13 protein-coding genes are annotated in these 13,395 nt (G+C 70.7%); 7 read left to right on the forward strand and 6 right to left on the reverse strand.

What is annotated here, in order from left to right; genetic code table 11:
• Positions 1-263 precede the first annotated feature (263 nt).
• Together QM638_RS14410 and QM638_RS14415 are read right to left on the reverse strand one after the other, a co-directional pair.
• Positions 264-896 (reverse strand): RES family NAD+ phosphorylase, encoded by a 633-nt coding sequence (locus tag QM638_RS14410; protein WP_415142836.1) that lies wholly within the window; start codon positions 894-896, stop codon positions 264-266.
• A gap of 7 nt (positions 897-903) precedes the next feature.
• Entirely contained in the window at positions 904-1,491 is a 588-nt protein-coding gene (locus QM638_RS14415) for a hypothetical protein (RefSeq protein WP_415142837.1), read from the reverse strand.
• Positions 1,492-2,052: 561 nt separating this feature from the next.
• Here QM638_RS14415 and QM638_RS14420 point away from each other — a divergent pair.
• Complete coding sequence (locus QM638_RS14420) at positions 2,053-3,165, forward strand: hypothetical protein (protein ID WP_415142839.1); 1,113 nt, start codon at positions 2,053-2,055, stop codon at positions 3,163-3,165.
• Positions 3,166-3,250: 85 nt separating this feature from the next.
• Positions 3,251-3,928, forward strand: a complete 678-nt coding sequence (locus tag QM638_RS14425; RefSeq protein ID WP_415142841.1) for a TetR/AcrR family transcriptional regulator — start codon at positions 3,251-3,253, stop codon at positions 3,926-3,928.
• Positions 3,929-3,942: 14 nt separating this feature from the next.
• On the opposite strand, the gene QM638_RS14430 is transcribed toward QM638_RS14425, so the two are convergent.
• On the reverse strand, positions 3,943-5,085 hold the full coding sequence (locus QM638_RS14430) for an acyl-CoA dehydrogenase family protein (RefSeq protein WP_415142843.1): 1,143 nt from the start codon (positions 5,083-5,085) through the stop codon (positions 3,943-3,945).
• A 76-nt stretch (positions 5,086-5,161) separates the two neighbouring features.
• On the opposite strand from QM638_RS14430, the gene QM638_RS14435 reads away from it, so the two are divergent.
• Genes QM638_RS14435 through QM638_RS14445 form a run of 3 tightly spaced genes read left to right on the forward strand, consistent with a single transcriptional unit; the run spans position 5,162 to position 9,250 of the window.
• Positions 5,162-5,782, forward strand: a complete 621-nt coding sequence (locus QM638_RS14435) for a MerR family transcriptional regulator (RefSeq protein ID WP_415142844.1) — start codon at positions 5,162-5,164, stop codon at positions 5,780-5,782.
• 51 nt (positions 5,783-5,833) lie between these two features.
• On the forward strand, positions 5,834-7,045 hold the full coding sequence (locus QM638_RS14440) for an acetyl-CoA C-acetyltransferase (RefSeq protein ID WP_415142846.1): 1,212 nt from the start codon (positions 5,834-5,836) through the stop codon (positions 7,043-7,045).
• A gap of 27 nt (positions 7,046-7,072) precedes the next feature.
• Positions 7,073-9,250, forward strand: coding sequence for a 3-hydroxyacyl-CoA dehydrogenase NAD-binding domain-containing protein (locus QM638_RS14445; protein ID WP_415142848.1), 2,178 nt, complete (start codon positions 7,073-7,075; stop codon positions 9,248-9,250).
• Between the two features lie 158 nt (positions 9,251-9,408).
• On the opposite strand, the gene QM638_RS14450 is transcribed toward QM638_RS14445, so the two are convergent.
• Together QM638_RS14450 and QM638_RS14455 are read right to left on the reverse strand one after the other, a co-directional pair.
• A complete protein-coding gene (locus QM638_RS14450) occupies positions 9,409-10,065 on the reverse strand; it encodes a response regulator (protein ID WP_415142850.1) in 657 nt (218 codons plus the stop codon).
• Positions 10,062-11,015 (reverse strand): HAMP domain-containing sensor histidine kinase, encoded by a 954-nt coding sequence (locus QM638_RS14455; protein ID WP_415142851.1) that lies wholly within the window; start codon positions 11,013-11,015, stop codon positions 10,062-10,064. The genes QM638_RS14450 and QM638_RS14455 overlap by 4 nt, the downstream gene beginning before the upstream one ends.
• A gap of 122 nt (positions 11,016-11,137) precedes the next feature.
• Here QM638_RS14455 and QM638_RS14460 point away from each other — a divergent pair, with 122 nt between their 5' ends.
• Positions 11,138-11,701, forward strand: coding sequence for an SPFH domain-containing protein (locus QM638_RS14460; RefSeq protein WP_415142853.1), 564 nt, complete (start codon positions 11,138-11,140; stop codon positions 11,699-11,701).
• Positions 11,698-12,984 (forward strand): SLC13 family permease, encoded by a 1,287-nt coding sequence (locus QM638_RS14465; RefSeq protein WP_415142855.1) that lies wholly within the window; start codon positions 11,698-11,700, stop codon positions 12,982-12,984. The genes QM638_RS14460 and QM638_RS14465 overlap by 4 nt, the downstream gene beginning before the upstream one ends.
• A 9-nt stretch (positions 12,985-12,993) precedes the next feature.
• Here QM638_RS14465 and QM638_RS14470 read toward each other — a convergent pair whose 3' ends face one another.
• Entirely contained in the window at positions 12,994-13,359 is a 366-nt protein-coding gene (locus tag QM638_RS14470) for a VOC family protein (protein WP_415142857.1), read from the reverse strand.
• Between the last annotated feature and the right edge of the window lie 36 nt (positions 13,360-13,395).

Here is a 13,395-nt window from a genome sequence, read left to right on the forward strand (position 1 = left end):
CACCACCCGCCGCGCCGAGAGCGCGTCCGGCGACACCCGGCGTGGCGGGAGCCGCGGCGGCGGAGCGGGAGCTGCCCCTACCGGCCAGGGCCGGGCGGATCGGAGCCGGGCGGGCCAGAGTCGAGCGGGCCGGACCGGCCAGGGCCGGACCGGCGCCCAGCGCCCTCGCTGAACGCCGGCTGAGCACGCCTGGCCGCGGGATCTCTCACCCCGGCTGGACACCGAGCGGTTCGGTCGCGGAGCCGGGAGCTCGAGTAGTTGGATCAGATCAGTCGATAGCTCGGATAGCGACGGGTGATCTCGCGCAGGATCGCCCACATCGGCGCGGCCTCGAGGTATTCGGAGAACTCCGGGCTCGCGGGGAACGCGTCGACTGCCCGCGTCCACAGCGTCACATTCGTACGCCCGGTCAGCGTGCTCTGGCTCCACAGCCCGTCGAGGTCGGACCAGGTCTCGGCGATCGTGCGCGCCCACGTCCGGCATGTCGACCGCGGCCCCGACGCCAACGAGTGCGAAGCCCCGTTGCGCAGCGCCCAGTCGTCGGTCAGGTTCAGCAACCGCAGCGGCCGGGTCGGCCGCCACGACGTCGCTTTGGGTCTGCCCCTGGCGGTGTCGATGAGCCGCTGCTGCTGGAAGGTCTCCGTGACCGCCGTCGCGACGTCGAGCGCCGTGTAGGTGACCCCGAGCTCCGGGTGTTCGCTCGGTGGCGGCGGGTGCGGGTCGAATCGCATGGTGTCTGCGGGACCCCAGTGACGTAGGGACGACCAGGGCAGCACGTGATCCCCCACGGTCCGGTGGATCCGCCACAGCACCGGCTGCTCGACCAGGACGTCCTCGTCCAGGCGCGTCAGTGGCCCAGCTGGCCGCGTCGGACGCTTCGGATACGACGAGCTCACGTAGCGATCACCAGTGCCCCAGCGCGACCAGCCGGTCCGCGACGACCTCGACCACCCCGTAGGAGCACAGGTGGTCCACCGGTGACCTATCCCCCAGGTCCTCCAGCGGCTCGGTCATGAACGACTTGACCGCCAGCGGGTGCATGTCCCGCGGGATCGCGGGCACGATCTCCGCCAGCCCGGGGATGACATCGCTCACCACCCCTCCGGGGTCCGCACGGAACTGCCACCGAGGCAGGTAGCGCCGACCCTGGATCGTGAACGCATACAGGCTCTGACCGCGGAGTCGGTGCGAGATCCGCGATCGCGACAACCCGAGCGATGTCGCGGCCTCCTCGATCGTCAGGCTCGTGGCCAGCAGCTCCTCGAGCGTCCGCGCCGCGGCGATCGCCCGGTTCTGCTGGACCACGGTCTCGTCGTACTCGTCGAGCGCCGCTCGGGCCTCCTCGCCGCCATGTTCGGTGAGGAACCGCAGCGCAGCTGCCGAGATCGGCGTCGCCCCGGCCGCCGGCGTGCGGCTCAGCTCGGCGTCCACCTGCTCCGGGGAGAGCCCCGGGAAGTGCCGAGCGAGGACGTCCTGCGCGGTGGTGGTCATGCGCATAATCTATCAACTAATGCGCTCATATGCGTGCTGGGACGGCCTCTCCTCAGTCTCACCCGCTCTCACCCGCTCGGCCCGCCAGGGTCGGTGCACCGACCAGGCAGACCGCGGCGACACCCGAAGAGCCGAGACAGGAGGATCCCGGCGAGCCACTGGCCGAGCGCCTTGGTGACCACTCCCGGTGCAGCGGGAGCCGCTCAGCCTTCAGCCTGGGCTGGGGCGGGTGCCGTCCCGGTGGTTGCGGTAGTTCTCGGCCGCGCGTTGATTGCCGCCCTCGCCGTGGAGCCACGGCACGAAAGATAATTGTTCACCAATAACGGTGGTCAATGAGTTGGAAAGGACCTTCAATTGGATGAAGCCGATGTCTCCACGGAGACATCACCTGGCCGACTTCGACGAGTAGGCCGCATCTCATCGAAAGGCTCGGACCGTGACCGTACGCCGCGATCACTCGACATGCGGCGCCGGGAGTTCGAGGCGCTGGCGAGCCGATGACCGCGCGTGGGCCGCGCGCGGCGGACCCGTGATGACCGAAACGAACTGAAGGAGATGGGTATGCGGCAATACATGCCGACCGGTGCGCCCCCCAGTGGCGCCAAGGTGGCCTGGGCGAGGCCCGGCTTCGACCAGGCGTCGTACGACGCCTCGCGCGCGGGCCGGAACGCGCACGCGATGCACGAGCTCTATCGTCGGTTCCCCGACGACGAGCTCAATCCCGAGGTCTTCGCCCACTGGGCGTCGTACGGCGTCCGCAAGGAGATGTTCGAGGCGGGCACCGAGCACCGGTACGCCGTCTACACGCCGACGGACATGGACCCGACCCAGCGCTATGCGCTGGTCTACGTCTCCCACGGCGGCAGGGAGCCGATCAACAAGACCGAGACCTCCGGCTTCCCGGCGCTGGTCGGCTCGCAGAAGTTCATCTGCGTCCTGCCGAACAATCTCGGCGAGTCGAACGAGGGCGTGGAGGAGGAGTTCCCGCGCATCCTGGGTGAGCTGGTCCGGGCCGGTTATCCGATCGATCACGGCCGGATCTACGCCGCGGGCTACTCGGCCGGCTCGGACGCCACCGGCGTGCTGGCGTGCGTCTATCCCGGCGTGCTCGCGGCGGTCTCGCCGAGTCCGGGAGGGAACCTGTACGCCAAGGGCCGGTGGTACGCCGACCCGACCTCCTACGCCCGGAACGCGCCCTATCAGCTGCCGCTGATCTCGGTGGCCGGCACCATGGACGGCGGCGATCGCTATCCGTTGGAGGAGTCGGAGCACCTGGCGAACTTCGGCATCTGGATGGAGCACATCGCCAAGGTCGCCGACTTCACCGCGCCGAGCCTTGCGGAGTCCCAGGAGCTGGTGACGAGCAGTCCCGACGCCGCCAAGCGCGCCTTCGGGTTCGACTTCCACCGAACCTTCAGCACCGAGCTGGAGGAGGTCGAGTGGCTCGTCGGCGACTTCCTGGGTCCGGCCGGTCACGTCGCCGCCCGGTTCGTCACCGGAGTCGGCCTGCCGCACGCGCAGACCGGCTATCACGTCCCGCTGATCTGGGACTTCATCAAGCACTACAGCCGCGACCTGACGACCGGCGAGAGCATCTACTCGCCGGTGGTGATCGACGGCATCCGGTCCGCGGCCGCGGCGTCGCAGCAGCCGGCGGAGCAGGTCGCGGGGTAGATGGGACAGGTGGCGGGATGCCGGGCCGGTGGCGGGGGCCTCGGCGGCGCTGACTCCCGACCGCGTCCGGCTACCCTGTGATCCTATGGACGGTCGGGCGAGGCGGTGGCAGGAGCACAACGACCAGCGCCGCCGCATCGTCGTGGACGCCGCCATCGAGCTGATCGAGGCCGAGGGGCCGCTGGTCAGCCTGCAGGCGATCGGCGAGCGGGCGGGTCTGTCCCGCTCGGTCGTCTACCGCCACTTCGCCGACCGCCGGGAGCTCGACGTCGCCGTCCAGGCCCAGGTGCTCGAGTCGCTGTGGGAGATCCTGCTGCCGAGCGTCCAGCTCGAGGGCACGATCCGCCAGACGGTGGAGCGGGTGATCGCCGCCTACGTCGGCTGGGCGGTGGCGCACCCGCAGTTGCACCAGCTCGCCGACGCCGACACCGTCTCCGACGGGGAGCGCCCGCTGCAGCAGGGTCTCGACATGATCTCCGAGCGGATCGGCGAGCTGGTCGTCCTCGCGCTCTCCCTGTCGGGCATCGGCCCCGAGGTCATGCAGCGGGCGGCGGCGGACCCGCTGATCCACGGCTTGGTCGGCATGGTCTTCTCCACCGTGCGCCGCTGGGTGCACCTGGGCGAGACCTATCCGAGCGCCGAGGAGCTGATCGTCTCGATCACCGACGCGGTGGTGGTGCTCTTCGGCGCCCGGGCCCGCTCGTACGGGCTCACCATCGACCCCGACATCCCGCTGGAGCAGGTCGTCGTCAGCCCGGCCTGAGCCACGGGCGGCTCTCACACGCCCAGGAACCTGCCGATGATCTCCTTCTGGATCTCGGTGGTGCCGCCGTAGATCGTCTGGACCCGGCTGTCGACGTACGCCTTCGCGATCGGGTACTCGCTCATGTAGCCGTAGCCGCCGTGCAGCTGTACGCCGGCGTCGACGACCCTCTTCTGCAACTCGGTGCACCACCACTTGGCCATCGAGGCGAGCGAGGTGTCCACCTCGCCGGCGTTGAGCCGCAGGATGCAGTCGTCGAGGAAGACCCGGGCGATGTGCGCCTCGGTGGCCATCTCGGCGAGCAGGAACCGGTTGTGCTGGAACCTGCCGATCGGCCGTCCGAAGGCTTCGCGCTGCTTGGCGTAGTCCAGACAGAGGCCCAGCACGTGCTCGATGACGGCGACGCCGATGGTGGCCACCGAGATCCGCTCCCGGGGCAGCTCGTTCATCAGATGGACGAAGCCGCCGTTCAGCTCGCCGAGCAGGTTCTCCTTGGGCACGGCGACGTCGTCGAAGAAGAGCTCGGCGGTGTCCTGCGCCTTCATCCCGATCTTGTCCAGGTTGCGGCCGCGCTCGAAGCCGGCCATGCCGCGCTCGACCACCAGCAGGCTGATCCCGTGCGCGCCGGCCTGCGGGTCGGTGGTGGCCACCACGATGACCAGGTCCGCCAGGATGCCGTTGCTGATGAACGTCTTCGAGCCGTTGAGCACGAAGTGGTCACCGGCGTCGACGGCGGTGGTGGCGATGCCCTGCAGATCGCTGCCGGCGCCGGGCTCGGTCATCGCGATGGCGGCGATCCTCTCGCCGGAGACGAGGTCCGGAAGCCAGCGCTGCTTCTGTGCCGGCGTGCCGAGGTGGGTGAGGTAGGGGACGATGATGTCGGTGTGCACCGGGAAGCCGAGCCCGGAGGCACCCACCCGGGTGATCTCCTCGGCGAGGACCGCGTTGTAGCGGAAGTCGTCGATGCCGGCACCGCCGTAGGTCTCGGGGACGTCGAAGCAGAGCAGCCCGGCCGCACCGGCCTTGCGCCACACCTCGCGGTCCACCTGCCCGGCCGCCTCCCAGGAGGCGTGGTGGGGGACGACCTCACGCTCGAGGAAGGTGCGTGCCAACGCACGGAAGTCCTCATGGTCGGCTTGGTAGATCGATGACTGCATGGCGGCCTCTCATCGCACGCGAATAGTGACAGTAGAACTGTCACATTAGTCCGGTCGCGATGCTAGGGTCGACCGCATGGCAGCAGCTGCGCTCACCATCGACGAGCTCTCGGCCGCCACCGGCGTCTCGGTCCGCACCACCCGCTACTACGCCAGCCTCGGGCTGATCCCGCCGCCGACCCGGCGTGGGCGGGTGGCCTACTACGGACCCGAGCACCGCGCCCGGCTGGAGTTGGTCCGAGCGTTGCAGGAGCACGGCTTCACCCTGCAGGCGATCGAGCGGCAGCTGCGGGCGCTCCCGGGCGGGGTCGGCGTGGACGACCTGGACATGCTGCGGATCATGATCACCGCCTGGACGGCCGCTCCCGGGGATGACATCCAGGCGCGGATCGGGCGCGAGCTGCTCGAGCTCGGGCTGCCCCGGGACACCATGGCGGCCTCCTACGAGGCCACCTCGCGGCACATGGCCGGCCTGGCCGCCGAGCTCGGTGAGATCCTGCGGGTCAAGGTCGTCGAGGAGTTCGTCCGGCGCCCGCGCGACCCCGCCGAGATGGCGCGTCTCGCCGAGGTGCTGCCCAGGCTGCGGCAGCTGACCATCGAGGCGGTGGTCGTCTCCTTCCAGGACGCCGTCAACCGGGTCATCGCCGAGGCGCTGCAGGCCCACGAGCCGCCGCTACCGAAGATGGATCAATCGTGACAGTCTTAGTGTCACCATCACATCAATCACCGCGAGCTTGGCGAGGAAGTCATGGCTGAGGCATTCATCTACGATCACGTGCGCACGCCCCGCGGGCGCGGCAAGAAGAGCGGCGCCCTCTACGAGGTCAAGCCCATCGATCTGGTCGTCGGGCTCATCGACGAGATCCGCAAGCGCAACCCCACCCTCGACCCCGACCGGATCGAGGACGTCGTCCTCGGTGTGGTCTCCCCGATCGGCGACCAGGGCATGGACATCGCCAAGACGGCCGCGCTCAAGGCGGGCCTGCCGGAGACCACCGCGGGCGTCCAGCTCAACCGCTTCTGTGCCTCCGGGCTGGAGGCGGTCAACCAGGCGGCCTCGCGGGTGCGGGGCGGCTTCGAGGAGCTGATCCTCGCCGGTGGCGTGGAGTCGATGAGCCGGGTGCCGATCGGCAGCGACGGCGGTGCCTGGGCGATGGACCCGGCCACCTCGCTGGCGACCGACTTCGTGCCGCAGGGCATCGGGGCCGACCTGATCGCCACCCTCGAGGGATTCGGCCGCGCCGACGTCGACGCCTACGCCGCTCGGTCGCATGCCCGCGCCGACCATGCCTGGCGATCCGGCCACTTCGCCGATGCGGTGATCCCGGTGCACGACCTCACCGGCCAACTGGTGCTCGACCACGACGAGCTCATCCGGCCGGGGACCACGGTCGAGACGCTGGCCGGTCTCAAGCCGAGCTTCGCCCAACAGGGTGCCGACGCGGGGTTCGACGACGTGGCGCTCTCGAAGTACACCTGGGTGGAGAGGATCGATCACGTCCACCACGCCGGCAACTCCTCCGGCATCGTCGACGGCGCCGCGCTGATGCTGATCGGCTCCGAGCAGGTCGGCGCCGACCTCGGCCTCTCCGCCCGAGCCCGGATCGTCTCGGCGGCCGTCTCCGGTGCCGACCCCACGATCATGCTCACCGGCCCGGCGCCGGCCGCGCGCAAGGCGCTCGCCAAGGCGGGACTCGAGGTCGGCGACATCGATCTGTGGGAGATCAACGAGGCCTTCGCCGCCGTGGCGATGCGCTTCATGAAGGACATGGGCATCACCGAGGAGATCACCAACGTCAACGGTGGCGCCATCGCGATGGGTCATCCACTGGGCGCCACCGGGGCGATGATCCTCGGCACCCTGGTCGACGAGCTGGCCCGTCGGGGCCAGCGCCGTGGCCTGGCCACCCTGTGTGTCGGCGGCGGCATGGGTATCGCCACCGTGGTCGAGCTGGTCTGAGTCGGGCAGAGAGAACGGAAGACGACAATGAACGACGCAACCTCCGCCGTACGCCTCGAGCGCGACGCCGACGGCATCGCCACCCTGGTCCTCGACGACCCGCACGGCTCGGCGAACACCATGAACGACCTCTGGGTGACCTCGATGAAGGACGCCGTCGACGAGCTCGCGGCACAGCTCGACGACATCGTCGGGGTGGTGGTCACCAGCGCCAAGAAGACGTTCTTCGCCGGTGGTGACCTGAAGAAGATGAGCCGGGCCACCCGCGCCGACGCCGCCACCGTCTTCGCCGAGACCGAGGGGGTCAAGGCGACCCTGCGCCGCCTGGAGACCCTCGGCAGGCCGGTCGTGGCGGCGATCAACGGCGCTGCCCTCGGCGGGGGCCTGGAGATCGCGCTCGCCTGCCACCACCGGATCGCCGCCGACGCGCGCTACGACATCGGCCTGCCCGAGGTGACCCTGGGCCTGCTGCCCGGGGGTGGCGGCGTGACCCGGACGGTGCGGATGTTCGGCATCATGACGGCGCTGATGGACATCCTGGGCCAGGGCACCCGGTTCAAGCCCGCCGCCGCGCTGGAGAAGGGCCTGGTCGACGAGCTGGTCGCACCGGAGGCCCTGCTGGAGACCGCGAAGGCGTGGATCCGGGCGAACGCGGACGATCCCGAGGCGGCCACGCAGCCGTGGGACCGGGCCGGCTACAGGCTCCCCGGCGGCACGCCGAGCAGCCCCAAGCTGGCGGCCTTCCTGCCGGCCTTCGCCCCGATCCTGCGCAAGCAGCTCAAGCAGGCCGACATGCGCGCGCCGAAGGCGATCCTGGAGGCGGCGGTCGAGGGTGCCCAGGTCGACTTCGAGACCGCCACCCGGATCGAGTCGCGCTACTTCGTCGACCTGGTCACCGGCCAGCAGTCCAAGAACATGACCCAGGCATTCTTCTTCGACCTCGGCGCCATCAACGCGGGCACCCTGCGGCCGGACGGCCACGAGAGGTACGCCGCCACCAAGGTCGGCGTCCTCGGCGCCGGGATGATGGGCGCCGGGATCGCCTACGCCTGCGCCCGGGCCGGCATGGACGTCGTGCTCAAGGACGTGGCGGCGGAGAACGCCGAGCGGGGGAAGGCCTACACGGCCGGGCTCAACGAGAAGGGCGTCGCCCGCGGGAAGATCAGCCAGCAGAAGGCGGACGAGATCCTCGGCCGGATCACCCCGACCGCGGACCCGGCCGACCTGTCCGGCTGTGACCTGGTGATCGAGGCGGTCTTCGAGGACGTCGCGCTCAAGCAGGGGGTGTTCGCCGAGATCGCGTCCCATGTCGCCCCGGACGCGTTGCTGTGCTCGAACACGTCCACACTGCCGATCACCGAGCTGGCCAAGGGGATCGACCGGCCGGCCGACTTCATCGGCCTGCACTTCTTCTCCCCGGTCGACAAGATGCCGCTGGTGGAGATCATCCGCGGGGCGGAGACCTCGGACGAGGCGCTCGCCAAGGCCTACGACGTGGTGCAGCAGATCAAGAAGACCCCGATCGTGGTGCACGACAGCCGCGGCTTCTACACCTCGCGGGTGATCGGCACCAGGATCGAGGAGGGGCTGGCGATGCTGGCCGAGGGGCTGGCGCCGTACACCCTGGAGCGTGCGGCCACCCAGGCCGGCTACCCGGTGGGCCCGCTGCAGCTGGCCGACGAGCTCAACCTGGAGCTGATGGTCAAGATCGCCTCGACCACCCGCGCCGCCGCCGGTGTCGTGGAGCCGACCGTGACCGAGCGGGTCTGCGGCGCGATGATCGAGGCCGGCCGGCCGAGCAAGCTGAAGGGGGCCGGGTTCTACTCCTACGCCCAGGGTCGCCGCGGCTCGATCTGGCCCGGCCTCGGGGACCTGTTCCCGGTCTCGGCCGAGCAGATCCCGCTCGCCGACGCCCGGGAGCGGATGCTGTTCCGGGAGGCGATCGAGACCGCCCGCTGCTTCGAGGAGGGTGTGCTGACCTCGGCCGCGCACGCCAACATCGGGTCGATCTTCGGCATCGGCTTCCCGCCCGCGACCGGCGGCGCCGCCCAGTTCATGACCGGCTACGAGGCGGCCGACGGCTCGATCGGGCTGGCCGCCTTCCTGGCTCGCGCCGACGAGCTGGCCGACGCGTACGGTGAGCAGCTGCGCCCCACGGCGTACCTGCGCGAGCTCGCCGCGCGCGGGGAGGGGTTCCCGGCCTGACGCCGAGCAGAGGCAAATGGTGGCCTGGAGTACGGCGAGCAGAGGCAAATGGTGGCCCGGAACACGGCGAGCAGAGGCAAATGGGCTGGCCCCCTTGCCTCTGCTCGCGGACGATCGCCGTACATGATGCGCCGACTCGACCCGGCGCCGACGTGGCGTCAGGGCTCGATCAGGCCGGCGCGGATCGCGTAGCGGGTGACCTGAGTCCGGTCCCGCATGCCGAGCTTGGCCAGGATGTTGGCCCGATGCCGTTCGACGGTCTTGTACGAGATGGTCAACAGCCGGGCGATCTCGCGTGAGGAGTGCCCTTCGGCGATCAGCTTGAGCACCTCGTCCTCGCGCTCGGTCAGCACGGTGCGCGGAAGGTCCTCGCCGCGGGCCAGCCGGTCGAGGTAGTCGCGGACCAGAGCGCTCATCGCGCCCGGATAGACGAACGCGTTGCCCCGCATCGCGGTTCGACAGGCCCCGACCAGGTCCTCGTCCGCGACCGACTTCAGGACGTAGCCGCTCGCGCCGGCCTTCAACGCCTCGAAGAAGTACTGCTCGTTGTCGTGCATGGACAGCATCAACGTCCGCGGCGGCTGCCGTCGCCGGGCGATCTCGCGCGCGGCCTGCAGCCCGGTCATCCGCGGCATGGCGACGTCGAGGATCACCAGATCGGCCGTCACCTCGCGCAGCGCGGCGACCGCCTCGGCGCCGTCCCCGGCCTCGGCGACGACGGCGAGATCGGGCTCGGCCTCGAGGATCAGTCGCACCCCGCGGCGTACCAGCGCGTGATCGTCGGCCAGCACGATCCGGATCGGCCCGGCGCTCACCCCGGCACCGCCAGCCGCACCGTGGTGCCGCGCATCGGCGAGCTGTCCACCTCCAGGTCGGCGCCGATCAGCAGCGCGCGCTCGCGCATCCCGTTCAGCCCCGCTCCGGCGACCAGGTCGCGGCAGCCGTGCCCGTCGTCGGAGACCTCGAGCACCACCCGCTCGCCGACCCTGGTGAACGACAGCGTGGCGGTGCTCGCCGCGGCGTGGCGGACGACGTTGGTGAGCGCCTCCTGCGCCACCCGGTAGACGACGATCTCGGTCTGCTCCGGCAGATCGGGGAGTCCGCGCCCGACCGTGCGCCGTACGGTGACCCCGCCGTGGGTGCCGACGTCGGTGCACAGCGCCGAGAGCGCGGCATGCAGCCCCAGGTCGTCGAGTACGCCGGGGCGCAGCGCGCGCGCCACCCGGCCGACGTCGTCCAGCCCCTCGCGAGCGCTCTCCCGCACCGTGGCCAGCTCGTCGCGCACGTCCTCGGGCACCCGCGACTCGAGCCCCTTCAACCCGAGGAGTACGACGGTGAGCGACTGACCGACCTCGTCGTGGAGCTCCTGGGCGACCCGACGGCGCTCGGCCTCCTGCGCCGCGAGCGCCTTGGCGTTGCTGGTGCTGCGCTCGGTCTCCAGCCGGTCGAGCATGGCGTTGTAGCTCTCCACCAGGCGTGCGCCCGGGCCGCTGCCGTGCGGCGTCAGCCGCTGTCCGGGGGCGAGCCGGCGTACCGAGTCCATGGTGCGGATGACCCGGTCGATCGGCGCCAGGCTGCGCCGCAGCGCGAGGGCGTTGAGCAGCGCCATCAGCGCGAGCCCGCCGGCGAGCACCGCCGCCTCGGAGGCGAGGACGCGCTCGGAGACGCGGGCCGGGGAGAGCGCCAGCGCGATCGTGCCCACACAGAAGACGCCGCCGTTGATCAGGCAGACCTTCCAGTAGAGGGGCAGATCGCGCAGTCTCACGCCTCCAGCGTGACAGGTGGGCGATGGCAGGAAATGGGTGTCAGCACCCATTCGCCCGCAGGCGTCGTCCGGCGACCCTTGATCCATGAGGGCGGTGAGACGGGACGACGGAGGTGGTGGCGATGTCGGCGGTCGTGGTGGTCGGGGCGGTGCTGCTCGGTCTGCTGTTCGCGGCCTCCGTCCGGCTGGCGGGCCCGGGTGAGCGGCTGGTCGTCCTGCGCCGCTGCCGGATCCGCCGCGTACCGCTCGGGCGGATGGTGCTGGTGCTTCCCGGGATCGAGGAGACGCGCCGATGGCCGACCGAACCGGTCGAGCTGCTGGTGGGGGTCCGCGCCGAGACCCGCGACGGCGCGGACGTCAGGGTCCTGGTCACGCTCGTGCTGGACGTCGATCCGCCGCGGCCGGGGACCGCGTACGTCGCGCCGGTCCGGGCGCTGCGCGCGGTCGTCGAGCGCAAGCTGATCGCCGCGGTCCGGGAGCGGGACCTCGACCGGCTGGTGGATCGCGACGGCGGTGTCCGAGCCGTTCTCGACGGCAGCCGCCTCGGCGGTCCGGCCGGCGGCGTGGTCGACCGCTTCGTGCTCGACGCGGTCGAGGTGTTGCTCATCTCGGCCTCGCGACCGTCCCGAGCCGCCGGACCCGCTCGAGCTGCCGGTGACGAGACCGATGCGGGGAGTCGCCGGTGACCACGTACGCCGCCGTGGTGATCTTCGTGGTGGCCTACGCGCTGATCGCCACCGAGCGGGTCCACCGGGTGGCGGCCGCGGTCGGCGGGGTCGCCGCGATGACGGTGATCGGCCTCGTCGACGCGGAGACGGCGTTCTTCGACCACGAGACCGGGATCGACTGGAACGTCGTCTTCCTGCTCTTCGGGATGATGGTCATCGTCGGTGTGCTGAAACAGACCGGGCTCTTCGAATACCTCGCGCTGTGGGCCGCGCATCGCTCCGGTGGCCGGCCGCGGCGGCTGGCGATGCTGCTCATCGTGGTCACCGCCGGGCTCTCCCCGATCCTCGACAACGTCACCACGGTGCTGCTGGTCGCTCCGGTCACGCTGTCGGTGTGCGCCCGGCTGGGCCTGCGCCCCGAGCCCTACCTGATCTCACTGGTGCTGGCCGCGAACGTCGGCGGCATCTCCACCCTGATCGCGGACCCGCCCAACATCATCGTCGGCAGCCGGGCCGGGCTGACCTTCGACGACTTCCTGGTGCATGCGCTGCCGCTCTGCGTCGTGCTGCTCGGCCTGCTGGTGGTGTTGGTCGAGGTGCTCTTCCGGCACGACCTGCGCGGTCGAGTCGAGCTCGATGACCTGCTCGAGGAACCGGTCTCGGCGATCACCGACCGGGGACTGCTGCTGCGCTGCCTGGTGGTCCTCGCTGCGGTGATGCTCGCCTTCGGGCTGCACCCGCTGCTGCACCTGGACGCCTCGATCGTCGCGATGCTGGGCGCCGGCGCGATGGTGCTCGTCTCGGGCTTCGGCGCCGAGCGATTCCTCGAGGAGGTGGAGTGGGCCACGCTGGCGTTCTTCATGGCCCTGTTCGTGCTGGTCGGCGCCCTGGTCGAGGTGGGGGTCATCGGTGACCTGGGCGAGGCCGCGGCGCACCTGATGGGCGACAACGAGCTGCTCGGGGTCACCGGCCTCCTGGTCGGCTCGGCCGCCGTCGGCGGCTTCGTCGACAACATCCCCTACACCGCCGCGATGGTGCCGATCGTGGAGCAGATGGTCGAGGCCACGCCGAGCTCGGGTGCCGAGAGTCCACTGTGGTGGGCACTGGTGTTCGGCGCGGACCTCGGCGGCAACACCACCGCGGTCGCTGCCGGCGCCAACGTCGTCGTCCTCGGCATCGCGGCGCGGTCCGGTCATCCGATCAGCTTCTGGCAGTTCACCAGGCACGGCCTGGTGATCACCGCCGCGACCCTGGCGGTCGCCTGGGTCTACGTCTGGCTGCGGTACTTCGCCCTGGCCTGACGCCGGTCCTCAGGCCGACGCCTGGCACAGGCAGAACGGATGTCCCGCCGGGTCGAGGAAGACCCGGAAGCTCGTGCCCGGCTGGACCGCGTGCTTGGTCGCGCCGAGCGCGAGGGTCGCCGCCTCGGCCTCGTCGAGGTCGTCGACGTACACGTCGAGGTGGAACTGCTGGGGCACCTCCTGGCCGGGCCACGCGGGCGGCCGATAGTCGGGGACCTGCTGGAAGCTGAGGAGCTCGCCGGGCTCGGATCCTTCGACGTCGGCCCAGTCGCCGTCGTCGGTCACGGTCCAGTCGAGCAGGGCGCCGTAGAAGGTCGCGAGGGCCTTCGGGTCGGGGCAGTCGAGAACGGTGTGTGGTGTGCGTGCGATAGCCATGTGGCCCACGGTAGAGCTTGTTCCGGACGGTTCGCG

The sequence above is a fragment of the Nocardioides sp. genome (assembly GCF_047606145.1).
In the GTDB taxonomy this organism is placed as follows: domain Bacteria; phylum Actinomycetota; class Actinomycetes; order Propionibacteriales; family Nocardioidaceae; genus Nocardioides.

What these genes read in the sequence shown, in the direction of transcription:
- QM638_RS14415 (WP_415142837.1), bottom strand. Translation starts at nt 1,491, where the DNA reads ATGACCACCACCGCGCAGGACGTCCTCGCTCGGCACTTCCCGGGGCTC.
- QM638_RS14420 (WP_415142839.1), top strand. Translation starts at nt 2,053, where the DNA reads ATGCGGCAATACATGCCGACCGGTGCGCCCCCCAGTGGCGCCAAGGTG.
- QM638_RS14425 (WP_415142841.1), top strand. Translation starts at nt 3,251, where the DNA reads ATGGACGGTCGGGCGAGGCGGTGGCAGGAGCACAACGACCAGCGCCGC.
- QM638_RS14430 (WP_415142843.1), bottom strand. Translation starts at nt 5,085, where the DNA reads ATGCAGTCATCGATCTACCAAGCCGACCATGAGGACTTCCGTGCGTTG.
- QM638_RS14435 (WP_415142844.1), top strand. Translation starts at nt 5,162, where the DNA reads ATGGCAGCAGCTGCGCTCACCATCGACGAGCTCTCGGCCGCCACCGGC.
- QM638_RS14440 (WP_415142846.1), top strand. Translation starts at nt 5,834, where the DNA reads ATGGCTGAGGCATTCATCTACGATCACGTGCGCACGCCCCGCGGGCGC.
- QM638_RS14445 (WP_415142848.1), top strand. Translation starts at nt 7,073, where the DNA reads ATGAACGACGCAACCTCCGCCGTACGCCTCGAGCGCGACGCCGACGGC.
- QM638_RS14460 (WP_415142853.1), top strand. Translation starts at nt 11,138, where the DNA reads ATGTCGGCGGTCGTGGTGGTCGGGGCGGTGCTGCTCGGTCTGCTGTTC.
- QM638_RS14470 (WP_415142857.1), bottom strand. Translation starts at nt 13,359, where the DNA reads ATGGCTATCGCACGCACACCACACACCGTTCTCGACTGCCCCGACCCG.